22 protein-coding genes and 1 pseudogene are annotated in these 23,613 nt (G+C 76.0%); 17 read left to right on the forward strand and 6 right to left on the reverse strand.

Annotation, left to right across the window (positions count from 1 at the left end; translation table 11 throughout):
- Position 1 precedes the first annotated feature (1 nt).
- From B086_RS43310 to B086_RS45990, 3 genes are read left to right on the forward strand one after another with little or no spacing between them, the layout of a single operon-like run.
- Complete coding sequence (locus B086_RS43310; RefSeq protein WP_018569978.1) at positions 2 to 547, forward strand: VWA domain-containing protein; 546 nt, start codon at positions 2 to 4, stop codon at positions 545 to 547.
- Positions 540 to 1,658, forward strand: coding sequence for an XdhC family protein (locus B086_RS0129155; protein ID WP_018569979.1), 1,119 nt, complete (start codon positions 540 to 542; stop codon positions 1,656 to 1,658). The genes B086_RS43310 and B086_RS0129155 overlap by 8 nt, the downstream gene beginning before the upstream one ends.
- A 20-nt stretch (positions 1,659 to 1,678) precedes the next feature.
- The gene (locus tag B086_RS45990) at positions 1,679 to 2,152 is read left to right on the forward strand and encodes an SRPBCC domain-containing protein (RefSeq protein ID WP_051115940.1); all 474 of its coding nucleotides are present in this window, start codon (positions 1,679 to 1,681) and stop codon (positions 2,150 to 2,152) included.
- Between the two features lie 385 nt (positions 2,153 to 2,537).
- Here the strand turns inward: B086_RS45990 and B086_RS0129165 are convergent, their stop codons facing one another.
- Positions 2,538 to 3,047, reverse strand: coding sequence for a metallophosphoesterase family protein (locus B086_RS0129165; RefSeq protein ID WP_026252881.1), 510 nt, complete (start codon positions 3,045 to 3,047; stop codon positions 2,538 to 2,540).
- Between the two features lie 175 nt (positions 3,048 to 3,222).
- On the opposite strand from B086_RS0129165, the gene B086_RS0129170 reads away from it, so the two are divergent.
- Genes B086_RS0129170 through B086_RS0129180 form a run of 3 tightly spaced genes read left to right on the forward strand, consistent with a single transcriptional unit; the run spans position 3,223 to position 5,696 of the window.
- Entirely contained in the window at positions 3,223 to 3,684 is a 462-nt protein-coding gene (locus tag B086_RS0129170; protein ID WP_018569981.1) for a MarR family winged helix-turn-helix transcriptional regulator, read from the forward strand.
- A complete protein-coding gene (locus B086_RS0129175) occupies positions 3,681 to 5,102 on the forward strand; it encodes an MFS transporter (RefSeq protein ID WP_018569982.1) in 1,422 nt (473 codons plus the stop codon). Before B086_RS0129170 ends, B086_RS0129175 begins: the two co-directional genes overlap by 4 nt.
- Positions 5,103 to 5,108: 6 nt before the next feature.
- Entirely contained in the window at positions 5,109 to 5,696 is a 588-nt protein-coding gene (locus tag B086_RS0129180) for a hydrolase (RefSeq protein ID WP_018569983.1), read from the forward strand.
- A gap of 131 nt (positions 5,697 to 5,827) precedes the next feature.
- Here the strand turns inward: B086_RS0129180 and B086_RS0129185 are convergent, their stop codons facing one another.
- The 3 genes from B086_RS0129185 to B086_RS0129195 form a co-directional block, all read right to left on the reverse strand.
- Complete coding sequence (locus B086_RS0129185) at positions 5,828 to 6,010, reverse strand: hypothetical protein (protein ID WP_018569984.1); 183 nt, start codon at positions 6,008 to 6,010, stop codon at positions 5,828 to 5,830.
- A 129-nt stretch (positions 6,011 to 6,139) separates the two neighbouring features.
- Positions 6,140 to 6,520, reverse strand: coding sequence for a DUF6479 family protein (locus tag B086_RS0129190; protein ID WP_018569985.1), 381 nt, complete (start codon positions 6,518 to 6,520; stop codon positions 6,140 to 6,142).
- Positions 6,521 to 6,571: 51 nt separating this feature from the next.
- Positions 6,572 to 6,874 carry a hypothetical protein gene (locus B086_RS0129195; RefSeq protein WP_018569986.1) on the reverse strand — a complete coding sequence of 101 codons (303 nt, stop codon included), beginning with the start codon at positions 6,872 to 6,874 and terminating at the stop codon, positions 6,572 to 6,574.
- Between the two features lie 683 nt (positions 6,875 to 7,557).
- On the opposite strand from B086_RS0129195, the gene lanKC reads away from it, so the two are divergent.
- The 4 genes from lanKC to B086_RS46290 all read left to right on the forward strand — a co-directional run bounded on the left by lanKC (position 7,558) and on the right by B086_RS46290 (position 14,415).
- Complete coding sequence (gene lanKC / locus B086_RS0129205; RefSeq protein ID WP_018569988.1) at positions 7,558 to 10,185, forward strand: class III lanthionine synthetase LanKC; 2,628 nt, start codon at positions 7,558 to 7,560, stop codon at positions 10,183 to 10,185.
- An 81-nt stretch (positions 10,186 to 10,266) separates the two neighbouring features.
- Positions 10,267 to 10,386 carry a SapB/AmfS family lanthipeptide gene (locus tag B086_RS0129210; protein ID WP_018569989.1) on the forward strand — a complete coding sequence of 40 codons (120 nt, stop codon included), beginning with the start codon at positions 10,267 to 10,269 and terminating at the stop codon, positions 10,384 to 10,386.
- 100 nt (positions 10,387 to 10,486) lie between these two features.
- Positions 10,487 to 12,382, forward strand: a complete 1,896-nt coding sequence (locus B086_RS0129215; RefSeq protein WP_018569990.1) for an ATP-binding cassette domain-containing protein — start codon at positions 10,487 to 10,489, stop codon at positions 12,380 to 12,382.
- A gap of 155 nt (positions 12,383 to 12,537) precedes the next feature.
- A complete protein-coding gene (locus B086_RS46290; RefSeq protein WP_420712585.1) occupies positions 12,538 to 14,415 on the forward strand; it encodes an ATP-binding cassette domain-containing protein in 1,878 nt (625 codons plus the stop codon).
- On the opposite strand, the pseudogene B086_RS44285 reads toward B086_RS46290, so the two are convergent.
- A pseudogene (locus B086_RS44285) lies at positions 14,341 to 15,030 on the reverse strand (LuxR C-terminal-related transcriptional regulator); the annotation flags it as partial. The gene B086_RS46290 and the pseudogene B086_RS44285 overlap by 75 nt on opposite strands.
- A 257-nt stretch (positions 15,031 to 15,287) precedes the next feature.
- On the opposite strand from B086_RS44285, the gene B086_RS0129225 reads away from it, so the two are divergent.
- The 7 genes from B086_RS0129225 (at position 15,288) to B086_RS41115 (ending at position 22,641) form a co-directional block, all read left to right on the forward strand.
- Positions 15,288 to 17,444, forward strand: a complete 2,157-nt coding sequence (locus B086_RS0129225) for a SpoIIE family protein phosphatase (RefSeq protein ID WP_018569992.1) — start codon at positions 15,288 to 15,290, stop codon at positions 17,442 to 17,444.
- A 134-nt stretch (positions 17,445 to 17,578) separates the two neighbouring features.
- Positions 17,579 to 19,093: an MFS transporter gene (locus B086_RS0129230; protein ID WP_018569993.1), complete on the forward strand. Its 1,515-nt coding sequence runs from the start codon at positions 17,579 to 17,581 to the stop codon at positions 19,091 to 19,093.
- 175 nt (positions 19,094 to 19,268) lie between these two features.
- Positions 19,269 to 20,315 carry a hypothetical protein gene (locus tag B086_RS0129235; RefSeq protein WP_026252883.1) on the forward strand — a complete coding sequence of 349 codons (1,047 nt, stop codon included), beginning with the start codon at positions 19,269 to 19,271 and terminating at the stop codon, positions 20,313 to 20,315.
- A gap of 95 nt (positions 20,316 to 20,410) precedes the next feature.
- The gene (locus B086_RS0129240) at positions 20,411 to 20,602 is read left to right on the forward strand and encodes a hypothetical protein (protein ID WP_018569995.1); all 192 of its coding nucleotides are present in this window, start codon (positions 20,411 to 20,413) and stop codon (positions 20,600 to 20,602) included.
- A 64-nt stretch (positions 20,603 to 20,666) separates the two neighbouring features.
- Positions 20,667 to 21,692 (forward strand): iron-containing redox enzyme family protein, encoded by a 1,026-nt coding sequence (locus B086_RS0129245; RefSeq protein ID WP_018569996.1) that lies wholly within the window; start codon positions 20,667 to 20,669, stop codon positions 21,690 to 21,692.
- A gap of 51 nt (positions 21,693 to 21,743) precedes the next feature.
- Entirely contained in the window at positions 21,744 to 22,373 is a 630-nt protein-coding gene (locus tag B086_RS0129250) for a HemK2/MTQ2 family protein methyltransferase (RefSeq protein WP_018569997.1), read from the forward strand.
- On the forward strand, positions 22,354 to 22,641 hold the full coding sequence (locus B086_RS41115; RefSeq protein WP_051115941.1) for a CDGSH iron-sulfur domain-containing protein: 288 nt from the start codon (positions 22,354 to 22,356) through the stop codon (positions 22,639 to 22,641). The genes B086_RS0129250 and B086_RS41115 overlap by 20 nt, the downstream gene beginning before the upstream one ends.
- Before the next feature lie 144 nt (positions 22,642 to 22,785).
- Here B086_RS41115 and B086_RS0129260 read toward each other — a convergent pair whose 3' ends face one another.
- Entirely contained in the window at positions 22,786 to 23,226 is a 441-nt protein-coding gene (locus B086_RS0129260; RefSeq protein ID WP_018569999.1) for a subtilase-type protease inhibitor, read from the reverse strand.
- Positions 23,227 to 23,613: the final 387 nt, after the last annotated feature.

Genomic DNA, 23,613 nt, shown 5'->3' on the forward strand with positions numbered 1-23,613 from the left:
GGTGCTGCGCAAACGCGACGTGGCCGGGCTCGACCCCGCCGAACGCGCCCAGGTGCGCGGGCTGCCGGCCGCGTTCGCGCGGCGGCGCCCGGTCCGGCGCCGGGACATCGACGCGCGCCGCACCGCAAGGGAGCTGCTACGGCACGGCGGCGAACCTGCGCCGCCCCGGCTCCACGCGCGCACGGAGCGGCCCCGGCGGGTGGTGCTGCTCGTCCTGTCCGACGGGTGGGAGCGCGGCGATCCCCGGTTGTCGGACGGCCAGATGCGCCGGCTGCACCGGGTGGCCCACCGGGTGGTCCGGGCCGACCCGCGCAAGGCGCGCCCGGGTTACGCGCCCCTGGCGGCCGGGATGGCCGCCGCCCTGCCGAGCGTGGACGCCTTCGTCGAGGACCACAGCCTGGCCGCGCCGGAGCGGCTGGCCGCGGTGGTCCGGGGCGCGGACGGCGGCGCCGGGACGGGCGCGGGTGCCGGGGTCGAGGTAGAGGGTGGGGCCGGGGCCGGGGCCGGGGCCGGTGCCGGTGGTGCGAAGGGACGAGAGCGTGCGTGACATCCTTCCGGTGCTCGGGCGCTGGTACGCGGCGCGGCAGCCGTTCGGTCTCGCCACGGTCGTCACGGTCAGCCGCAGCGCGCCGCGCGACCCCGGCGCGGCGATGGCGGTGGGCCCGGACGACGAGGTGGTGGGCAGTGTCTCCGGCGGCTGTGTGGAGGGCGCGGTCTTCGAGCTGGCCAAGGAGGTGGTGGCGGACGGCGAGGCCCGGCTCGCCGTCTTCGGGTACAGCGACGAGGACGCGTTCGCGGTCGGGCTCACCTGCGGGGGCGAGATCGGGGTGCTGGTCAGGCCGGTGACCCCGGAGTCGGACCCGGCCTTCGGCGCGGTCGCCGCGTCGGTCGCCGCCGGGGCGCCGGTGACCCTGGCGACCGTGGCCGACGGTCCCGCGCCGCGCGGGGCGACGCTCGCCGTGTGGCCGGACTCGGTGGCGGGGACGCTGGGCACCCCCGGCCTGGACGCGGCGGTCACCGCGGACGCCCGCGGCGGACTCGCGCTCGGGGCGACGGGGACACGGCACTACGGGGCACACGGCGAGCGGCGCGAGGACGCCGTCTCGGTGTTCCTGCACTCCTTCGCGCCGCCGCCGCGGATGCTGGTGTTCGGCGCCATCGACTACGCCGCCGCGGTGGCCCGGATCGGCGCCTTCCTCGGCTACCGGGTGACGGTGTGCGACGCGCGCCCGGTCTTCGCCACCCCCCGGCGCTTCCCGGACGCGGTAGAGGTGGTCGTGGACTGGCCGCACCGCTATCTGCGCACCACGGACACCGACGAGCGCACGGTGATCTGCGTCCTCACGCACGACCCGAAGTTCGATGTGCCGCTGCTGGAGGAGGCGCTGCGCAGGCCCGCCGCGTACATCGGCGCGATGGGCAGCCGCCGCACCCACCACGACCGGGTGGAACGGCTGCTGGAGGCCGGTGTGACCCCGGCCGAGCTGTCCCGGCTGCGCTCCCCGGTCGGCCTGGACCTCGGTGCCCGTACGCCCGAGGAGGTCGCGGTGTCGGTCGCCGCCGAGATCGTCTCGCTGCGCTGGGGCGGCAGTGGGACGCCCCTGACCGCGACCGCGGGCGCCATCCACGCGCACGGTCCCGCCCGCGCCCGGCCCTGAGCAGGAGGACGGACGAAGCCATGGAACTGCACCACACGTTCACCGTGCCCGTACCCGCCGACGACGCCTGGCGGGCGCTGCTGGACATCGAGGGCGTCGCGCCGTGCCTGCCGGGTGCCGTCCTGGAGTCGTACGACGGCCGGACCGTCACCGGTTCGGTCAAGGTGCGGCTGGGGCCGGTCACCGTGGCGTACAAGGGGACGGGGGTCTTCGAGGAGCAGGACGCGCGAGCCCGGCGGATGGTGCTGGCCGGGGCCGCCGCGGCGGAGGCACCGGCAGGGAGTGCGGCGGAGGCCACGGCGGGAAGCGTGGCGGGCGGCCGGGAGGCCGAGCCGCTGGATCTGCTGCGGGAGGCCGGTGTGCCCCTCGCCCGGCGGGCAGCGGCGGCGGCCGGGGCCGTGGTGGCGGCGGTGCTGCTCTTGGCGGGGGTACGGCGGCTGCGGTCCGCCGGGCGGGGGGCGGGCGCGTGTCGCCGGTGCCGGTGGGGCCGGTGAGTGGGGAGCGCGCTCCTGGGGCGCGCGCACTCCGTCGACGGAGGAAATGAGCCCTTATTCCTGTTCTGAGATGGTTCGGCTTCCCCGGAAGGGGTAGGCGGCAGACAGCGGATGAGGCATGCATCGCCTCCGCGGCACATGTGCGGCACACCTCTCCGGAAGGAGGTCCGTGACAGCGCATACTCACAGCCACCGGGCCGCTTCCGCGCACGGATCGGCCCGGATCTCGCCGAGAATTCGGAAACGAGAAAGGGAAGTGTGACCTCGGGGCGGCCCCTTTCGCCGGGCCGCCCTCTTCTGTGCCCTCTGTGCCCTCTGTGCTCTCTGTGCCTTCTGCGCCCGCGCGCCTCACGTCCCTGTCTCTGTGCCCGCGCACGTCACGTCGTCAGCGGGTCCCGCGCGGCGGCAGCCGGTGGAGTTCGACCTCGGTGAGGGCGCCGCCGGTGACGGTGGCGGTCAGGTAGATGCAGTGGGGCTGGCGGCGGCGGTCGGTGGGGGAACCTGGGTTGAGCAGGCGCAGCCCGGAGGGGGCGGTGGTGTCCCAGGGGATGTGGCTGTGGCCGAAGACCAGCACGTCCAGGTCCGGGAAGCGGGCGGCGCAGCGGGCCTCGCGGCCCTGCGCGGCCCCGGTCTCGTGCACGACGCCGAAGCGCAGCCCGCCCAGTTCCGCGCGGGCCACCTCGGGGAGCCGGGCGCGCAGCTCGGGGCCGTCGTTGTTGCCGTACACCGCGAGGAGCCGGCGGCTGCGCGCCCGGAGCAGGTCGAGGGTCGCGGTGTCGACCCAGTCCCCCGCGTGGACGACGACGTCGGCGCGCGGCAGTTCGGCGAGCAGCGGGGCGGGCAGCTCCCGGGCGCGGCGCGGGAGGTGGGTGTCCGACATGAGGAGCAGACGCACCTGGTCAGCGTACTGCGGACCGGGCCCGGAGACGGGCGGGTGGCGATCGGCAGGCTGATGGACAGATCAGCTGGTGGACAGATCAATGGACAGGTAAATAAACAGCCAAGACTGAACAGTCTTGGCTGGACAGTCTTGGCTGGACAGTTCCGCCTGGCAGATCTACGGTGCTGCCATGGACCACCAGCCCACCGAGGTGCCCGAGGGCATCTCCGCCTCCGCAGCGCGGGCCGCGCGCGATCTGCGCGTGGTGTTCAGCCGGTTGCGGCGCCGGATACGGGAGGTCGCCCGGGACGAGGACCTCACCCCGTCCCAGGTGTCGGCGCTCACCCTGGTCGGCAAGCACGGCGCCGCCACCGCCAGTGCCCTCGCCTCCGCCGAGGGAGTCCGGCCGCAGTCGATGGCCGCCACGCTCGCCGTCCTGGAGCAGCGCGGGCTCATCCGGCGCAGCCCCGACCCCGACGACGGCCGGCGCCAGCTGGTGACCCTGACGGACGGCGGACACGAGCGCATCGAGGGCGACCGGCAGACCCGTGCGGAGTGGCTGACCCGGGCCCTGCACGAGCGGTACACCGAGGACGAACGGCGGACCATCATCGAGGCGTTCGCCCTGCTGGAACGGCTGAGCAGGCCGTGAGGCCCCGGCTCGCCCGGCGGCCGGGCGGCGAGGACGCCGCCGTGCGCCCGGCGCCGGACGCCTTCGACCGCAGGCTGATCGCGCCGATGGTCCTGGGTTCGGTGCTGAACCCGATCAACTCGTCGATGATCGCGGTGGCCCTGGTCCCGATCGGCGCCGCGTTCGGGGCTCCCCCGGCGCAGACCGTCTGGCTGGTCTCGGCGCTCTATCTGGCGACCGCCGTCGGACAGCCCGTCATCGGCCGGCTGACGGACATGTTCGGGCCCCGGCGGCTCTATCTCACGGGGACGGCCCTGGTCGGGGCCGCGGGTCTGCTCGGGGCGCTCGCCCCCTCGCTGGGCGTGCTCATCGGCGCGCGGGTGCTGCTCGGGTTCGGGACCTCCGCCGCGTATCCGGCGGCCATGCAGCTCACCCGGCGCGAGGCCGAGCGGACGGGACAGGACAGTCCGGCGGGCGTCCTCACCGCGCTCGCCGTCGCCAACCAGACGGTGGCCGTGATCGGCCCCGCGCTCGGCGGGCTGCTGATCGGGGTGGGCGGCTGGCGCGCCGTGTTCACGGTGAACGTGCCGCTGTCCGCCGCCTGCCTGGTCCTGGGCGCGCTGCGGCTGCCCCGGGAGCCGCGGCGGGACGCCGGGCACGGGCTGCGCGACGTCGACGTGCCGGGGATGGTGCTGTTCGCCGGGACGCTGGTGTCGCTGATGCTGTTCCTGATGGCGCCGCGCGCCGACCGCTGGTACCTGCCGGTGCTCGCCGCCGCGGTGGGCGCCGCCTTCGCGGTGCGCGAGCTGCGGGTCGCGCAGCCCTTCGTGGACCTGCGGGTGCTCGGCGGCAACGGGCCGCTGATCGGCACCTATGTGCGCCAGTTGCTCGGCGCCCTCACCTCCTACGCCTTCATGTACGGCTACACGCAGTGGCTGGAGGAGGGACGCGGACTCAGCGCGTCCACGGCCGGGCTGACGCTGCTGCCCCTGTCGGGTGCCGCGCTCGTCGTCTCCACGCTGACCGGGCGCCGCGAGGCCGTGCGGGCGAAGCTCGTGGTGGGCGCCGCCACCCAGGTCGCCGCCTGTGCCGTGCTGCTGCTGATCGGCGCCACGAGTCCGCTGCCGCTGCTGCTCGCCGCCGGTCTGGTGATGGGCGTACCCCAGGGGCTGCTCACCCTCGCCAACCAGAACGCGCTGTACCGGCAGGCCGATCCCGCGCGGATCGCCTCGGCCGCCGGGCTGCTGCGCACCTTCATGTACCTCGGCGCGCTGGGCGCCTCGGCGGCCACCGCCGGGTACTTCCCGCACCGCGCCGACACGGGCGGCCTGCACGGCCTGGCCCTGTTCATGACCGCCGGGTCGGTGCTGCTCCTGGTGAGCAGCCTGACCGACCGGTCACTCGTCCGTCTCACCCCCCGCAAGCCCGGAAAGGCCTGACCCCTCATGGCACTCACTGCCCTCGACCCCCGTACCGCCCTCGTGGTGATCGACCTCCAGGCGGGCATCGCCGCCGCGCCGGTCGTGCCCCACTCCGGTGCCGAGGTCGTCGCCCGTTCCGTGCGGCTCGCCGAGGCGTTCCGCGCCCGTGACCTGCCCGTCGTCCTGGTCCGGGTGTCCTTCGCCGACGACCAGGGCGACGTGGTGCCCGGCCGTACGGAGGCGACGCGCGGGGGCGGCGGCGCCCGGCCCGACGGCTGGGACGTGATCGTGCCCGAACTGGCCGGGCACGCAGGCGACATCACCGTCACCAAGCACAACTGGGGCGCCTTCCACGGCACCGACCTCGATGTGCAGCTGCGCCGCCGCGGGGTGACGCAGATCGTGCTGACCGGCATCGCCACCAGCATCGGCGTGGAGTCCACCGCGCGCGCCGCCCACGAGCACGGCTACCACGTCACGCTGGCCACGGACGCGATGGCCGACATGGACGCCGAGGCCCATGAGGGCAGCCTGCGGCGGATCTTCCCGCGCCTCGGCGAGACGGGCACCACCGACGAGGTCCTGGAACTGCTGGCCAAGACCCACGGCTGAACGCGCCCAGAGGGTGGGCCCGGCGCGGTACACGGCGCCGGGCCCACCCTCGGACCTTCTCGGGCCCTCCCGGCCCTTCCCGGACTTTCTCGGACTTTCTCGGACCTCTTGTCCCCTGCCCGTCCCCTGTCTCAGTCCTCGCCGCGGACGATGTTGGCCTCCGCGTCCCCGGCGCGCTCCCGCGCCCGGCCGCGGTCCTCGACGGCGACCGCCGGCAGGCAGGTGCGTACGGTGTCGCGCCTGAGCCGACGGGATCTGGCCCAGCCCGTCTCGGCGGGCTGGGCGGCCGGTTTCTCGGTCATGTGCGCGGCCACGGCTTCTCGACTTCCTTCCGCATGAGCGTGAGGTGTGCGGGAACGGCGCCCCGGGCCGTGCCCGGACCCGCTCGTCCCAGGCCGTCCGGGTCCCCGGGCGCGTCGCGGGCAAACCCGCGGACCGGCAGGTCAGGTGCCGCCCGGCCCGCCGCTGCCGAAGGAACCGCCGGTGCCGCCGGTGCCGCTGTCCCAGCGCGGGCGGGACTGGTCCTCGCTGCGGCGGCTGCCGGGCGAGCCGAGTTCGTGCGGGGTGAGCCGGCGGCCGGTCTCCTCGGCGCGCGGCACCTCGTCGGGTTCACGCCGCTGCCGGGTCTCGTGCACCGGCCCGGAGTCCGGCAGCGTCGGATGCTCGCCGCTCCTGGGCGTGCGCGGCTCGTGCTGTTTGACCCTGATGCCGAACCGGACGGCCCAGATGAGGGCGCCGACGACGACGAGGGCGCCGACGACGATCACGACGGTGCCGAAGACGGAACCGGCGCTCGCGGCTGCTTGCAGGCGGAAGGTGTCCATGGCGCGCGGGTACCCGCACGCGGCCCGCGGATCCGTGCCGTCCGCGCGGATTCAGACGCCGTCCGTCCCGGACACCCCGCCGTCGGCCGGGCCCGAGCGGGCCGCCCGCTCCACCTCGGCCTCGATCTCGGGACGGGGCCTCCCCTCCTCGCTCGCGTACTCGCTCAGCGCGCTCCGGAGATCGCGGGCGAGGTCGCGCCAGGCGCGCAGGGCCGTCTCGTAGGTCCCGCTCTGCGTCCCGGTCCACCGCTCCTGCGCGGGCGGCCCGTAGGTCTCCCGGAGCTGTTCGACCCGGGTGTGCGCCTCGTGGGCGGCGCGCTGTTTCGCCACAAGCTCTTCGAAGGTGTGTGACACAGCCCAGGACCCTAAGCACGGCGGCCCGGTCCGCGGCTGAGACCTGCCGTGCCGGGGGCGCGGCGCACCCGTGTGGCGGGTCGGCGGCCCGGCGGGCGGGTCCGGCGGAACCGTCAGCGGGTCAGGGACAGTCCGCTCCGGACCTGGCCCCGGTGTGCATGGCCCCGGTGTGCACCAGCGCGTCGGTGGTGCCGGCCGGACCACTTCGGAGACGACGAGGAGGGCGGCGCCGGTCTCCTCGCCCACGCCCCGGGGCGCAGTGTGCGCCGGGTGGAGCGGCGGGCGTGCCGGACCGCCTCCGGCACCCGCCGCACCGTCCGGCTCTCCCGCAGCGGACGTACGGCCGTGCCGTCATGGCGGCTCAGCGGCGGCGGGCCGCCGGGGGACCGGCGGCGGGCGTGCCGAGGGCGAGTCCGGCGCGCAGCGTCCTCGATCCGCGTGCCGCGGCCGCCCCGTCACCGGCCACGGCGGCCACGCCTGCGCGTCCGGCCCGGTTGCGCGGGCCCGGTGCCGGTTCCGCCGTGCCCCGGGGCGGGCGGGACCGCGGGCCCGGCGCTGTTCGAACTGTTCTTTACGAACGGGTCTTGACGCGTGCGTTCCGCACGGTGGTCTCGTGACAGACGTGACTGTCGGCGGGCCCCGCCCGGCTGGAAGGCTCGGTGCCGACCAGGGAGGGGACGGACATGGACCAGCGCTACGAGGTGTACGCGCTCGCCGATCCGCACTTCTACGACACGCCCGACCGGCTGTCCGAGGAGGGGCGGGTCGCCGCGCCGCTGTACGAGACGGCCCGGCGCGCGGTGCCGCAGGGGTGGGACGCGACCCGCGTCGGCGACTGGCTGACGCTGACCCCGCTCGGCGACGACGGCCGCGCCGCGCCCGGCCCGGCGCAGGGCTGGAAGATCCACGCCTCGGCCACCCGCGACAACGCCGAGCGGATCGCGGCGATCGTCTGGGACTACTGCGTGCCGCGCCGGATCCCCTTCAAGTTCGTGCCGGGCGCGCATCTGCTGCACCTGCGGAACACCAAGTACGCGGCCCGCGACACGAGCGGCAAGTTCGTCACCGTCTACCCGGACGGCGAGGAGCAATTGCACCAGGTGCTCACCGAGCTGGGCGCCCTCCTCGAAGGCTTCGAGGGGCCGTACATCCTGACCGATCTGCGCTGGGGCGAGGGGCCGCTGTACGTCCGCTACGGCGCCTTCGCGCGGGCCTTCGTCGTCGACGAGCGCGGCTCGCTGGTCCCGGCGGTGCGCGACGGCGAGGGGCGGCTGGTCCCGGACCGGCGCAGCCCGTCGTTCCAGGTGCCGGAGTGGGTGACGCTGCCCTCGTTCCTGGAGCCGCACCTGGCGGCGCGCAACACCACGACGGTCGGCGAACTGCCGTACCGCATCGAGAAGGCGCTGCACTTCTCCAACGGCGGCGGGGTCTACGCGGGCACCGACTCCCGCGACGGCCGGCGGGTCGTCCTGAAGGAGGGCCGGCCGCACGCCGGGCTCGCCGCCGACGGCGCCGACGCCGTGACCCGTCTTGAGCGGGAGAGGGCCGCCCTGGAACAGGTCGCCGGGACCGGGGTCGTGCCGGAGGTGCGGGACTGGTTCACGCTCGGCGACCACCGCTTCCTGGTCATGGACTTCGTCGAGGGCCGGACCCTCAACTCCTACTTCGGCGACCGGCATCCGCTGCTCACCCCCGACCCCGACCCCGAGGCCGTCGCCGCGTACACGGCGTGGGCGCTGCGGGTGCACCGGGCCGTCGAGCGGGCCGTGGCGGCGGTGCACGGACGCGGGATCGTCTTCAACGACCTGCATGTGTTCAACATCGTCGTGGGGCCCGACGACGAGTCGGTGTCCCTGCTGGACTTCGAGGCCGCCGCACCGGCCGAGGAGAACGGCCGCCAGGTCGTGGCCCACCCGGGCTTCTTCGCCCCGCCGGACCGCACCGGACCCGATGTGGACCGCTACGCGCTGGCGTGTCTGCGGCTCGCCCTGTTCCTGCCGGTGACCACGCTGTTCGTGATCGACCGGGGCAAGGCGGCGCATCTGGCCGAGGTGATCGCCGAGCAGTTCCCGGACGTGCCGCGGGAGTTCCTCGACGAGGCCGTCGCGGAGATCACCCGGGACGTCCGCCCGGCGGAGGGTCCCGCGGGCACCGCCGCGCCGGTGTCCGGCGCCACCGCCTACCCCGACCCGGCCGACTGGCCGGCCGCCCGCGACTCGATGGCCAAGGCGCTGCTCGCCTCGGCCACCCCGGAGCGCGAGGACCGGCTCTATCCCGGCGACATCGCGCAGTTCTCCGACGGCGGCGGGCTCGGTCTGGCGCACGGCGCCGCCGGTGTCCTGTACGCGCTGGCCGAGTCGGGCGCCGGGCGCCACGAGGAGGGCGAGCGCTGGCTGCTGGAACGGACCGCGTCCGCGCCGCCGGGCACACCGTTCGGCCTGTACGACGGGCTCGCGGGCGTCGCCCATGTCCTGGACCGGCTCGGCCACCGGCAGCGCGCCCTCGACCTGGCCGAGAGGATCCTCGCCGAACGCTGGCAGAAGCTCTCCTCCGATCTGCGCGGCGGGCTCGCCGGGCTCGGCCTGGTGCTCGGCTCCCTGGCCCGCACGACGGGCGAGGCGGAACTGGGCGAGCGGGCCGCCGAGGCGGCGCGTCTGCTCGCCGCCCGGCTCGCCGAGCCGCTGCCCGACACGCCCCGGCGCCGCGCCGGGCTGCTGCGGGGCGCCAGCGGGCCCGCGCTGTTCCTGCTGCGGCAGTACGAGTGGACCGGCGAGCGCGCCCTGCTGGACGCCGCCGCCACCGCGCTCCGCCGCGACCTGGAGCAGTGCGTCGTCCAGCCCAGCGGCGGCGGCCTGGAGGTCGACGAGGGCTGGCGGACCCTGCCGTACCTCGGCGACGGCAGCGCGGGCATCGGCATGGTCCTGGACGAGTATCTGGCGCACGCGCCCGACGAGGAGTTCTCCCGGGCCCGCGACGCCGTGCTCACCGCCGCCACCTCCCGCTTCTACGCCCAGCCCGGCCTGTTCCAGGGCCGCGCCGGGATGATCCTGCACCTCAGCCGCAGCACGGCGCCCGGGGCGACGCCACAGCGGCTGGCCGAGCAGGTCGGCACGCTCGGCTGGTACGCGATGGCCTACCAGGGCCAACTGGCCTTCCCCGGCCACCAGATGATGCGGCTGTCCATGGACCTCGCCACCGGCACGGCCGGGTGCCTGCTCGCGCTCGCGGCGGCCCTCGACACCGGGACCGGGGCCCAGCTGCCCTTCCTGCCGCCGCCCGCGCGGCCCTCACAGACGCGGCTCCGCGACTGACGGAGTCGTGATTCAACCCCCGTCCCCGATGGGGTATCGACCGGGACCCCGGCACCGCCGGGGCCGACGAAAGGACACGACATGGCCCTGCTCGACCTGCAGACGATGGAGTCCGACGAGAACCACGGCGGTGGCGGCGGCGCCAGCACCGCGAGCCTGCTCTCCTGTGTGAGCGCGGTCAGCGTCCTGCTCTGCCTCTGACGCACACCGTACGACCCATGGCTCCGGGCGGCCCGCTCCCCACACGGGGGCGGGCCCTCCGGAGCCCGTCGCGCGCGAGGAGGCCAGGAGGATGCCGCGGATGCCCGGCAGCAGCCGTACGACGACGCCCGCCCCGGCGGCGGACCCCGCCGACCGCGCCGCGGTCGCGCCCGAGGCGACGCCCGGCGCGGTGCTGCGCGGCGCCGTGCGGCACGGCGCGGTGCGCTGCGCCGCCCTGGTCCTGGTGAGCACGGCGGCGACCGGCGCCGGGCTGCTGCTGCCCGCGGTGCTGGGCCGCACCCTCGATCTGCTGCTGACCCGCGCCCCCGCCGGGCGCTGGGTCGGATACTCCACCGGCCTGCTGGCGCTGCTCACCGCCCTCGACATGGCCGAGACCGTGCTCGACGGCACCACCTCCGCCCGCGCCACCGCGTGGCTGCGGCTGCGGCTGAACCGGCACGTCCTGGCGCTCGGCCCGCGGGCCGGTGCCCGCTTCGGCTCCGGGGAACTCACCGCCCGGCTGGTGGGCAGCGCCGCCCAGGCCGGTACCGCGCCCGCCTCGCTGGCCGCGACGGTCGCGGCGGTGGCCGGACCGGTCGGCGCCGTCGTCGCCCTCGGTCTGCTCGACGTGTGGCTCGCGGTCGCCTTCCTCGCCGGGGCGCCGCTGCTCGCGCTGCTGCTGCGGGCCTTCGCCCGGGACGCGTCGGCGTGCGTGGCCCGCTACCAGGAGATCCAGGGGCGGCTGGCGGGGGCGCTGGCCGAGGCCGTCGGCGGCGCCCGCACCATCCGGGCGGCCGGTACCGCCGACCGGGAGACGGCACGGATCCTGCGCCCGCTGCCCGAACTGTCGCGGGCCGGGCACGCCATGTGGCACGCGCAGGGCCGGGCCGCCGCGCGGGCGGTCGCCGTGGCCCCGCTGCTGCACCTGGGCGTGGTCGCCGTGGCCGGCTGGCTGCTCGCCCGGCACCGGCTGTCCGTGGGCGATGTGCTGGCCGCCTCGCGGTACGCGGTCCTGGCCGGCGGCATCGGTGTGCTGGTCGGACAGCTCTCGGCGCTGGTACGGGCGCGGGCGGCGGCCGGGCGCCTGGCCGAGGTGCTGGCCGAGCCCGCCCCGGCCCACGGCCACCGCGCGCTGCCCGACGGGCCCGGACACCTGGAGCTGCGCGGGGTCACCGCGCGGCGCGGCGGCCGTACCGTCCTGGACGGCGTGGACCTCACGGTGCCCGGCGGCACGACCCTCGCCGTGGTCGGCCGGTCCGGCTCCGGCAAGTCCCTGCTCGCCGCGGTCGCCGGACGCCTGTGCGACCCGGACGCCGGGGACGTGCTGCTGGACGGGGTGCCGCTGCGCGCACTGCGCCACGCCGAGCTGCGCGGCGCCATCGGGCACGCCTTCGAACGGCCCGTGCTGATCGGGACGACCGTCGAGGACGCGATCGGACTCGGTCCCGCCGCGCCCGCCCCCGGCCGGGTCCGGCGGGCGGCCCGCACCGCCTGCGCGGACGACTTCGTGCGCCGCCTGCCCGAGGGATACGCGACCCGGCTCGCCGACGCGCCCCGTTCGGGCGGCGAGTCGCAGCGGCTCGGGCTGGCCCGCGCCTTCGCGCACGGGGGGCGGCTGCTCGTCCTCGACGACGCCCTGTCCAGCCTCGACACCGTCACCGAGCACCGCATCGCCCACGCCCTCACCCGGGGCGGCACCTCCACCACCCGCCTCGTCGTCGCCCACCGCGCCGCGACGGCGGCCCGCGCGGACGCCGTCGCCTGGCTGGACGGCGGCCGCGTACGCGCCGTGGGCCCGCACGCGGAGCTGTGGCGGCACGCGGGCTACCGGCAGGTCTTCGGCGGGGACGGCGCCCCGGACGAGGGGCTTGAGGTGGCCAAGGGGCTTGAGGTGGCCGAAAACGAACGGTCCGTGGCGGAGGCCGGGAGTCCAGCCGGGGAACCCGGGAGTCCGGCCGACGGTGCCGTCGGCACGGCCGGAGGGCGCCGGTCGTGAGCGGCAAGCGCTTCCACGGAGCCGCGTTCCGGCGCGGCGCGCCGGACGGCGCGGACCCCGGCACCGCCGACACGCCGTACGAGCGCCGGGGTGGCCCGGCGGACACGCCCGGCGCGCCGGTACGCGCCGACGCGCCCGTGAAGGCCGCCGCGCGCGTGGGTCTCCGGGCACGGGCCCGGCGGGGGCTCGGGCTGCTGCGCGGGCGGTGGGGGGCGCTGGCCCGGCTGGGCGCGTGGTCGGTGCTGGAGACGGGGCAGACGTTCCTGCTCGGCTTCGCGCTGGCGCGCGCCCTGGACTCGGGGTTCCTGGCCGGCCGGGCCGGGACCGGGCTCGGCTGGCTGGCGGTCGCCGGGGCCGGGGCCGTCCTCGGCGCGTACGGCACCGGGCGGGTCTACCGGTCGGTCGCCGCGCTGGTGGAGCCGCTGCGGGACCACCTGGTGGAGCGGGTCGTCGCCCGCGGGGTGCGCGAGGCGGACGACGGGGCGCTGTCCGGGCTGACCCAGCAGGTGGAGATCGCGCGGGACACCTTCGCCGGTCTTGTGCTGGTCTCCCGGTCGTTCGTGGTCGCCGCCGCCGGTGCGCTCATCGGCCTGTGCTCGCTGGCGCCGCTGCTCGCGCTGGTGGTCGCCCCGCCGCTGGTCGCCGCGATCATGCTGTTCGCGGCGACCCTGCGCCCGCTCGCCCGGCGCCAGGAGGCGTATCTGAAGGCGGACGAGGCCCTGGCGGAGCGGCTGGGCGCGGTGTGCCCGGGGCTGCGCGACGTGACGGCCTTCGGTGCCGAGGCGCCGGTCGCGGCGGCGCTCGCGGAACGCGTCGACGCCGAGCGGCGGGCGGCGGGCGCGCTCGCCCGGTGGGGGGTCGTGCGGGTGGCGGCGCTCGCGGTGGGCGGCCATCTGCCGCTCGTCCTGCTCCTGGTCACCGCCCCCTGGCTGCTGTCCCACGACGTCTCGCCGGGCGCGCTGGTGGGCGCCCTCGCCTATGTCACCCAGTCCTTGCTGCCCGCCCTCCAGAACCTCATCCACGGCCTGGGCGCGGGCGGCGCCCGGCTGACGGTGGTGCTGCGCCGCCTCACCCCGGCCGACGGCACCCGGTGCGGCCCGGACCGCACGGCACACCCCCCGGCGCACGCCCCCGTCCCCGTCCCTCCCGCCGGGGCGCGGCCCGCGCCCGCCCTCGCCCTGGCCGGGGTGACCTTCGCCTACGGCCCGCACAGCGAGCCCGTGGTCCGCGACCTCGACCTCGTCGTCCCGCCAGGCGGTCATCTGGCGGTCGTCGGACCCAGCGGGATCGGCAAGTCGACCCTCACCTCGCTGGTGGCCGGGCTGCTGGCACCGGCCGCCGGGGAGATCAGCGTGTGCGGGCGGCCGGTCGGGCGGCCCGGCGCCGCGGAGTGCCGGGTGCTGATCCCGCAGGAGGCGTACGTGCACAGCGGCACCCTCGCGGAGAACCTCTGCCAGCTGCGCCCCGACCCGGTGCCGGAGGAGGAGCTGCTGGCCGCGGCGGAAGCGGTGGGCCTCGCTCCGCTCCTGCGCCGCCTCGGCGGCCCCGGCGCCCAGGTCGACCCGGCGGCGCTGTCGGCCGGGGAGCGCCAGCTGATCGCGCTGACCCGGGCGTATCTGTCGGCCGCCCCGCTCGCCCTGCTCGACGAGGCGACCTGCCACCTGGACCCGGACGCCGAGGCCCGCGCGGAGCGGGCCTTCGCCGTCCGGGCGGGCGGCACCCTGGTGGTGGTGGCGCACCGGCTCAGCTCGGCGCGCCGCGCGGACCGGGTCCTGGTGATGGACGGCCGGGACACGGCGTACGGGACGCACGAGGAGCTGCTGCGCGGCTCCCGGCTCTACCGCGAACTCACCGGCGGCTGGGCCGTGCCCGCTTCACAGCCAGCCCTCCCCCTGGGAGATGCGGATGGCGTCGATCCGGTTGCGCGCCCCGGTCTTGCGGGTGATGGCCGCCATGTAGTTGCGCACGGTCCCGTGGGACAGGTGCAGGCTGCCGGCGATCTCGGCGACGGAGGCGCCCTCGGCGGCCAGTGACAGCACGCTCAGTTCGCGCTGGGTCAGCGGCATCTCGGCGGCCTTGAGGAAGCCCAGGCCCAGCGACTCGTCGACGAAACGTTCCCCCGCGGCGACCCGCCGGATGCCTCTCACCAGGCGCTCCGGTGAGCCCTTCGTGTCGACGTAGCCGAGCGCGCCCGCCTCGATGGCCTGCCGCAGCAGTCCGGGACGGTCCGCCGTGGTCAGCACCAGTAAGCGGGGCGGGCGGTGGCCCGGCTCGCGCGGACAGAGCTCGCCCAGGGGCACGGGTTCGCGGGCCCTGGTGTGGTCGAGGTCGGCGGCGCACACGTCCGGCCGCACCGACCGCACCAGTCCTGGCGCGCCGCGCCACGGCGTGTCGTACACCCCCAGGCCGGGCTCCCGGCGCAGCCACTCCGCCATGACCGATCGCACCAGACACGCGTCGTGCACCAGAAGTATCCGTATCACTGCCGCCCCCTCGGTTCGCTTTGCGCGGGTTCTGTGATGGTGGTGTGCGCGTGCCCAATTGTTGGGCGGACGGACAGGGCGGAGGTACGGAGAATCGGCCAACGGGAGGCGCGGGGGCGCACGCACGGCGGTCGTCCGCCGCAACGCGCCCGAGCGGGGGTGCATGGACAGCGCCCCATCGGGGTAAGCGCGGCCGCCTCCGCCGCCCGGCCGGGGCCCGCGACCGGTGCCCCGCCGACAGCCGTCCCCCCGTCCCGTGGCGCCCCGCGCCCGCCGACCGCCCCTCCCACCCGGCGACGGCCCGCGCCGCGACCGCGTCCGTCCCGGTGCCGCCTCACCAGCCGCTCCGTTCCGCTCGCCGTGCGGGCCGGGCCGTCAGGAGAGAGTCTGGGGGCCGGAGCCATGGCACGGCCCGCGAGGAGGTGGTCGCCGTGTCGGACGGGCGGACGTCCGGACAGCGCCCGGCCGCCACCGGGCCGCTCGGCCGTCCGCTGCTGTCCCTCGCGCTCGCCGCCCTGCTGGACGAGGTGCACGCGCACTCGGGTGCCGTGTATCTGCTGGCGCCCGACCAGCCGGTGCTGGAGATGGCCGTCATGGCGGGCATGCCCCGGGCCTTCGCCGCGCCCTGGGAGCGGGTCGGGCTGAGCGCGCCGATCCCGGTGGCCCAGGCGGTGCGCGAGCGGCGGCTGATCTGGGTCGGCGGCGAGGAGGAGATGGCCCGCCGCTATCCGCGGATCGCCGTGGTCCTGCCCTACCCCTTCGCGCTGGCCGCGATGCCGCTGGCCGCAGGCGCCACCGCGTACGGGGCCGTCTTCGTGACCTGGCCGGACGCGCATCCGCCGGTGCTGTCCGACTGGGAGCGCGACCATCTGACGGCGGCCTGCGACCGGCTGGCGCTGCGGCTGCAACGGGCGGCGGCGGAACACCGGCCGGTCCTGCCGGAACCCGATCTGCTGGCCGCGCCGCCGACCGGGGGCGTGGCCGGGACGCTCGGCTCGGCGGAGGCGGTCCGTATGGCGGCCCGGCTGCCGTACGGGCTGGTCTCGCTCGATCTGCACGGCCGGCTCTCCTTCGCCAACACGGCCGCGGCCGACCTGCTCGGCCTGCCCGCGGGCGAACTGCTGGGCACCCGGCTGTGGGCGTCGGTGCCGTGGCTGAACGACCCGATGTACGAGGACCGCTACCGGGCCGCCCTGCTCAGCCAGCATGTGACGTCGTTCGTGGCGCTGCGCCCGCCGGGCGACTGGCTGTCGTTCCGGATGTATCCGAGCACCACCGGGCTGACCGTGCGGATCAGCCGGGCCCGGCCGGTCGCGGAGCCGGGCCGCGGCACGCCCCGGCCCGGCGTGGGCGTGCCCGCGGCCGGTCTGGTGACCATCTCCCGGGTGCTGGGCCTGGCCGGGGCGCTGACCGAGGCGGTGGGCGTGGCGGACGTGGTCCGGCTGGTCGCGGACGAGGTCGTGCCGGCCGTGGGCAGCAGGGCGCTGATGATCCTCGGCTCCCAGGCGGGGCGGTTGCATGTGCTCGGACACCGCGGCTACGACAACCTCCGCGCCGTCGAGGACTTCCACGGCACCCCGCTCACCGCGCCGACCCCGAGCGCCCGGGTGCTGTCCACCGGCGCTCCGGCCTTCTTCGAGTCCCGGCAGCAGCTCGAACGGCTGTACCCGGTGCGCCAGGCGGTCCGCGACGGCTTCGCGGCCTGGGCGTATCTGCCGCTGATCGCGTCCGGCCGCCCGGTGGGCACCTGTGTGCTCGCCTACGCCGAACCGCACCCCTTCCCTGCGGACGAGCGGGCCGTCCTGACGAGCCTGGGCAGCCTGATCGCGCAGGCGCTGGAACGGGCCCGGCTGTACGACGCCAAGCACCGGCTGGCGCACGGACTCCAGCAGGCGCTGCTGCCGCACACGCTGCCGCGGCTGCCCGGCTTCGACGCCGCCGCCCGCTATCTGCCGGCCACCCAGGGGATGGAGATCGGCGGCGACTTCTACGACCTGGTGCCCACCCGGCCGGGGGCCGCGGCCGTGATCGGGGACGTGCAGGGGCACAACGTGACCGCCGCCGGGCTGATGGGGCAGTTGCGCACGGCGGTGCGGGCGTACACGACGGTCGGCCAGGACCCGCAGGACGTCATGGCGAGCACCAACCGGCTGCTGATGGACCTCGGCGTCGAACTGTTCGCCAGTTGCCTGTATCTGCGGCTCGACCCGGCCGAACGCTGTGCCGTGATGTCCCGGGCCGGGCATCCCCCGCCGCTGCTGCGCAGGCCGGACGGGCGGGTGCGGGTGCTGGACCTGGCCGGGGGCCCGCTGCTGGGGATCGACCCGGCGGCGGCGTACCCGACGACCCGGGTGGAGCTGCCGCCCGGTTCGGTGCTCGTCCTCTACACCGACGGACTGGTCGAATCGCCCGGCACCGACATCGAGGACGCGCTCGCCGAGCTGGGCCGACGGCTCGGCGAGGCGGGTGACGCGCCGCTGGGCGACCTGGCCGATCTGCTGCTGCGGCACAGCGCGGCGGCGCGGGAACGGGTCGACGACGTGGCGGTGCTCCTGCTGCGCGCCCGCCCGGACGACTGAGCCGCAGCGAAACGTTGCCGTTTCGCTCGCGGTCGTCTAGGCTCGATGTGTACGAAACCGTTTCGTTTACGTTTCCTTTATCCGGTCGGGCGCTGCGACGCCCCGCCCGACCTCACCGGAAATGGGTTCCCGACATGCCCGACAAGACCCTGACCGACGGCACCCCGGCGACCGCCGTCGGCGCCGCGCCCGACACCGTGCCCGGCGCCTCGCCCCGGCGGTGGTGGATCCTCGCCGTCGTCGCCGTCGCCCAGCTGATGGTGGTGCTGGACGCCACCATCGTGAACATCGCCCTGCCCTCCGCCCAGCGTGACCTCGGCTTCTCCGACGGGAACCGGCAGTGGATCGTGACGGCGTACGCGCTCGCCTTCGCCTCCCTGCTGCTGCTCGGCGGGCGCATAGCCGACCTGTTCGGCCGCAGGACCGCCTTCCTCGTGGGCGTCGTCGGCTTCGCCGCGGCCTCCGCGCTGGGCGGCGCCGCGGGCGGCTTCGGCATGCTGGTCACCGCGCGCGCCCTCCAGGGCGTCTTCGGCGCGCTGCTCGCCCCCGCGGCCCTCTCCCTGCTCAACACCACCTTCACCGACCTGCGCGAACGCGCCCGCGCCTTCAGCGTCTACGGCGCCATCGCCGGAGCCGGCGGCGCGGTCGGCCTGCTCCTGGGCGGTCTGCTCACCGACGCCCTGGACTGGCGCTGGACGCTGTACGTCAACGTGGTGATCGCGGTCGTGGCCTTCGCGGGCGGCTGGATCCTGCTCGGCAACCACCGCGACGCCGCCGGCTCCAAGCTCGACGTACCGGGCACCGTCCTGGTCGCCTCCGGTCTTTTCACCCTGGTCTACGGCTTCTCCAACGCCGAGACCCATGCCTGGGGCTCCCCGCTGACCTGGGGCTTCCTGCTGGCGGGCGGGGTGCTGCTGGCGGCGTTCGCCTGGTGGCAGACCCGGGCGGCGCACCCGCTGATGCCGCTGCGCATCCTGCTCGACCGCGACCGCGCCGCCTCGTTCGTCACCGTGCTGATCACCGGCGCCGGCATGTTCGGCGTGTTCCTCTTCCTCACCTACTACCTCCAGCTGAACCTGGGCTTCAGCCCGACCAGGACCGGTGCGGCGTTCCTGCCGATGGTCGGCGCGCTGATGGTGACCGCGCAGCTCGGCACCACCGTCCTGGTGCCCCGGCTCGGCCCGAAGACCGTGCTGCCGCTCGGCTTCGCCGTCGCCACCGCGGGCATGGCCTGGCTGACCGGCATCGGCACCGGTTCGCACTACGTGAGCGCGGTGCTGCCGCAGCTCGTGGTGATCGGAGTCGGCCTCGGTCTGGTCATGCCGCCCGCCATGCAGCTCGCCACCGGCAACGTGGCCGCCGAGGACGCCGGTGTCGCCTCCGCGACGGTCAACGCCATGCAGCAGGTGGGCGGTTCGATCGGTACGGCGCTGCTGAACACGCTGGCCGCGAGCGCCGCCACGGACTATCTCACCGGGCGCGACGCGACCAGCCCGGCCGTCCGGGCCCAGGCCACGATCGAGAGCTACACCACCGCCTTCTGGTGGTCGGCCGGTCTCTTCGCGGCCGGGGCGGTGATCGCCTTCCTGCTCTTCCGTCCCGGCGTGCCGCGCCAGGACACGCACGCGGAGCCGGTCGTGCACATGTGACCCGCCGGAGCCGCGCCCGTGCGCGACCGCGAACCGGGGCCGCCGTCCACGAGACGGCGGCCCTTCGCTTCACCAGGACTCAACCCGGACGAAACCGGCCGTTCTCCCGGTGTTCGTCCGCCGTTCACTCCGGTGGCAGGCGTGGGCGATCACCGGGCTGGGTAGCCACGGGGCCATGCGAATCAGCGTGATGGACGTGGGGTCGAACACCGTCCGGCTGGTGGTCGCGGACGCCGTGGGCGGAGCACCGTTGCCGGTGCACACCGCCAAGTGGCGGCTGCGGCTCTCCGAGCAGGTGCGGCCCGGGGAGGACATCCCGCAGGAGGCGGTGGAACGCCTGGTGAGGGCGGTCGCGGAGGCAGGGCGCACGGCGGCCCGGTGGGGCGCGCCCGGCCCGCCCGCCTTCGCGACCGCCGTGGTGCGCGCCGCGCCCAACCGGCTCCAGGTGCTGCGCGCCGTCCGGTCCCGCACCGGCGTCGCGCTGTGCACCCTGCCCGGTGAGGTCGAGGCCGAGCTGACCTTTCTCGGCGCCCGGCGCTGGATGGGCTGGCGGTGCGGGCCGCTGGCCCTGCTCGACATCGGCGGGGGCGGCTTCGAGGTGGCCTTCGGGCGTGGGCGGCTGCCCGACTTCGCGGCCTCGCTGCCGCTGGGCGCGGGGCTGCTGACCCATGAGTTCCTGGCGGACGCGGACCCGCCGTCCCCGGAGCGGCTCAAGGAGCTGCGGCGCCATGTGCGGCACCAGCTGCGGGACGTGGCCGCCCGGATCCGCTGGGAGGGACCGCGCACCGCCGTGGGCACCTCGCGCACCTTCCAGCAACTGGGCCGGCTGTGCGGGGCCGCGCCCGGACGGCACGGTCCGTTCGTGGAACGGCGGCTGGAGCGGGCGGCGCTGCGCCGCGCGGTCGGCCGGCTGGCCGCCCTGCCCGCCGCCGAACGCTCCGCGCTGCCCGGCATCTCGGCGCCGCGCGCCGCGCAGAGCCTGGCCGGCGCCGTGGTGGGGCACACCGCGATGAAGCTGATGGGCCTGAAGTCGCTCACCCTCTGCCCCTGGGCCATCCGCGAGGGGGTGCTGCTGCGCCAGATCGAGGAGGGCGCGGCCGGGGCGACCTGGTGGGAGCGGGTGTCCCGGCTCGGCGAGGAGTCCGCCGCGCCCCTGGACCCCGTACCCCTGCGGCTGGCCGCGGCGACCGCCACCCGGGCACCGGCGACCACCAGGGGCTGATGTCACCAAAGAGACGAGGGAGAGGCGGGAAGTCCGGGGAAGACGGAGCGGGACGGAAGAGAGAAGAGAGAGCGGGAGCGGAAGGAGCGACGGTCATGCCGGACAAGAACGGCGGACAGCGGCCCGAGACGGCGCTCGGCGAAGTGCTGCGCGAGTTCGAGAAGGCCGAGACGGATGTGGGCGAGCGCCGCGACCGGCGCCACCGGGGCGAGGCCGGGGAGGCGGTCACCCCCAGCACCCGGGCGCAGGAGGAGGCCGCGGACGACGACGGCGCCGGGACGGACTGAGCCAGGACGGCCGGGGAACCGGCCGGGCCGGGGTGGCGGGGCGGTTGCCGGGTACCCGTGCGCCATGGACGACGATCACCGAGGACCCGAGCTGCCGTCCGCCCGCGGCCCGCTGAGCGCGGGCGTGCGGGAGTATCTGCGCGGCACCGGCCCGCTCCCCCGCGCCGAGGACGCCGCCGCCGCGTCGCCGTACGGCGACGATCTGCACCTGGCCCTCTACCTCTGCTACGAGCTGCACTACCGCTCGTTCGCCGGTGTCGCCGCCGAACGTGAGTGGGACCCGGCCCTCCTCACCGTGCGGGCCGCGCTGGAGCGGCGCTTCCTCACCGCGCTGCGCGCCGACGCGACCCGCCACGCCGGTGTCGACGACGCGCTCGACGACCTCCTGGTCGAACCGGTGCACGGCACCGGCGTCTCCCACTATCTGCGGGACGAGGGCGAGCTGTGGCAGCTGCGCGAGTACGCCGCCCTGCGCTCCCTGTACCACCTGAAGGAGGCCGACCCGCACGCCTGGGTGCTGCCCCGGCTGTGGGGCCGGGCCAAGGCGGCGATGGCGGCGGTGGAGTTCGACGAGTACGGGGGCGGCCGGGCCGAACGCGTGCACGCCCGGCTCTTCGCCGGCCTGATGCGGGACCTGGACCTCGACACCTCGTACGGCCGCTATCTGGAAGCGGGCACGGCACAGGTGCTGGCCACGGTGAACCTGATGTCGCTGTTCGGACTGCACCGCGCGCTGCGCGGTGCGCTGGTGGGGCATTTCGCCGCGGTCGAGATCACCTCCTCGCCCGGCTCCCGGCGGCTCGCCGAAGCGCTGCGGCGCACCGGCGCCGGACCCGCCGCCGTCTTCTTCTACGACGAGCACGTCGAGGCGGACGCGGTGCACGAGCAGGTGGTGCGCCACGAGGTGATCGCCGGGCTGCTGGCGGAGGAACCGCACCTGGCGGCCGACGTCGCCTTCGGCATCGACGCCACCGGCCATCTGGAGGACCGGCTCGGCGACCGGCTCCTCACCGACTGGCGCGCGGGCCGCTCGGCGCTGCGCGTCCCGCTCGGCGCGCCCGCACCGGCCCTCGCGGGCGGGCGGCACTGAACGCGGGACGCGGGGTACTCGCGGGGCGTGAGCAGATTCGTGTTTCCGGGTGTGTACGCCCCGCAGGAGGACACCGCGCTGCTGGCCGAGGCCCTGTCCGACGAGACCCTCGGGCCGGGGACGCGGGTCCTGGACGTGGGCACGGGCAGCGGTGAGCTGGCGCTGACGGCCGCCCGGCGCGGTGCCCGGGTGACCGCGGTCGACGTGTCGCGCCGGGCGGTGTGGACCACCCGGCTCAACGCCCGGCTGAACCGGCTGCCGGTGCGCGCCCACCGCGGCAACCTGTTCGGGCCGGTGCGCGGGCGGTCCTTCGGCCTCGTCCTCGCCAATCCGCCCTACGTCCCCGCTCCCCCGGCCCGGCACGCCCCGCGGGGCAGGTCACGCGCCTGGGACGGCGGGCACGACGGGCGGCTCGTCCTGGACCGGATCTGCCGGGACGGCCCCGCACTGCTGCGCCCCGCGGGCGTGCTGCTGCTGGTCCACTCGGCGCTGAGCGATCCGGACCGCACCCTGGACCTGCTGCGGGCGGGCGGCTGCAAGGCGGCCGTGGTGCGCAGGCGCTGGATCGGATTCGGGCCGGTGCTGCGGATGCGGCGGGAGTGGCTGCGGGCCAGCGGGCTGCTGGACGCGGCCGAGGAACAGGAGGAGCTGGTGGTCATCCGTGCCGAACGACCCCTGTGACAGCGCCGGGCCCGCGCCGCGGCCGGAGGCTCCGCCGTGCCGGGTGACCGTGCGGCGGCAGGGCCCGATCCTGCTCGACGGCCCGGTGGAGGTGGAACTGGAGGACGGCACCACCGTCTCCTCCGACCGGTTCCGGGTGGCGCTGTGCACCTGCCACCGCAGCCGCCGCTATCCGTGGTGCGACACGAGTCACCGCAGGCGCGCCCCGGGCCCGTCCGGCGGGCCGGTCGGAGGCCGTGACCGTACCGTGCCGGACGCGCCCGGGTGACACGCCGCGATGCCAGGGGCCGGCGGGAGGCCCCACTCCGCCCGCCGGCCCCTGGGGCGGGATCGCCGCCGGTCCCCGCGCCGGGGCCCGCACTCCCCAGTCACGGGACCCTCAGTGCTGCGCGGGGACCGCGCGATCCCGGTCTCAGAAGGCGAAGACGCTCGTCAGGGCGGCGTTCTTCGCGCACGCGTTGGCATAGGTGTGCAGGAAGGAGACCCGTCGGCCCTGCCAGACGCCGTCGGCGGTGACCGTCACGGGGGCGTACTCCCGGGTGCACAGCACCTCGGTGTCCGTGCCGGCGGCCAGCGCCGCCAGGTCGCCGTCGGCGGCGCGCAGTTCGGCGCACGCGTCGGCCGGGGCCGGGTGTGTGCCGGAGGCGGTGGGGGCGCAGCTCAGGGTGACGGCGCGTTCCGGGGCCGCGGTGGCGGCGCTGTCGCCGTGGCCCACGGTGAGCACCAGGGCCGAGGGGGCGTAGAGCGAGGCGGGGGCGCCGGACGGAGCGGCCAGGGCGGCTCCGGTGAGAGGTCCGCAGACGGCGGTGGCCGTCAGAGCGAGGGTGGCTGCCCAGCGCGCGGTGTTCCGCATTGTGTGCTTCCTTCCGCAAGGTGTCGTCGGGTCGCGGGTCCGGCACGGTCGGTACCGGCCCGGCGAGCGGGAGTCTGCCGAGTCCGCGGCGGAAACTCACATCGGACCCACTGCTTTCGGTAACCTTGCGTGTTGAATCAGTGGCGTGAAGTCACGGAATCTTCACGCGCCGGGCCCCCATCCATGGGCCCGACGATCACGGAATCCGGCCGGATGGCCTGATCTGCGCGTTCGGCAATCGGCCTGAAACATTCCGGTTGGTCCGGACCGGTTCCGCCTCCGGTTCACCTCCCGGCCACCCGCGCGCCCCGCCTCCGTATCCCGATCCCGCCGTCCGGCGCGTGCGCCCCGGTGCGCGGCCCCGGACCATGGACTCCCCCGCGCCTG

Source organism: Streptomyces sp. PsTaAH-124, assembly GCF_000373685.1.
Lineage (GTDB): Bacteria > Actinomycetota > Actinomycetes > Streptomycetales > Streptomycetaceae > Streptomyces > Streptomyces andamanensis.

Coding starts and splice junctions, on each gene's coding strand:
- B086_RS0129245 (WP_018569996.1), top strand. CDS start 20,667: ATGGACGACGATCACCGAGGACCCGAGCTGCCGTCCGCCCGCGGCCCG.
- B086_RS0129170 (WP_018569981.1), top strand. CDS start 3,223: ATGGACCACCAGCCCACCGAGGTGCCCGAGGGCATCTCCGCCTCCGCA.
- B086_RS0129235 (WP_026252883.1), top strand. CDS start 19,269: ATGCGAATCAGCGTGATGGACGTGGGGTCGAACACCGTCCGGCTGGTG.
- B086_RS45990 (WP_051115940.1), top strand. CDS start 1,679: ATGGAACTGCACCACACGTTCACCGTGCCCGTACCCGCCGACGACGCC.
- B086_RS0129215 (WP_018569990.1), top strand. CDS start 10,487: ATGCCCGGCAGCAGCCGTACGACGACGCCCGCCCCGGCGGCGGACCCC.
- B086_RS0129180 (WP_018569983.1), top strand. CDS start 5,109: ATGGCACTCACTGCCCTCGACCCCCGTACCGCCCTCGTGGTGATCGAC.
- lanKC (WP_018569988.1), top strand. CDS start 7,558: ATGGACCAGCGCTACGAGGTGTACGCGCTCGCCGATCCGCACTTCTAC.
- B086_RS0129260 (WP_018569999.1), bottom strand. CDS start 23,226: ATGCGGAACACCGCGCGCTGGGCAGCCACCCTCGCTCTGACGGCCACC.
- B086_RS0129230 (WP_018569993.1), top strand. CDS start 17,579: ATGCCCGACAAGACCCTGACCGACGGCACCCCGGCGACCGCCGTCGGC.
- B086_RS0129240 (WP_018569995.1), top strand. CDS start 20,411: ATGCCGGACAAGAACGGCGGACAGCGGCCCGAGACGGCGCTCGGCGAA.
- B086_RS0129210 (WP_018569989.1), top strand. CDS start 10,267: ATGGCCCTGCTCGACCTGCAGACGATGGAGTCCGACGAGAACCACGGC.
- B086_RS0129190 (WP_018569985.1), bottom strand. CDS start 6,520: ATGGACACCTTCCGCCTGCAAGCAGCCGCGAGCGCCGGTTCCGTCTTC.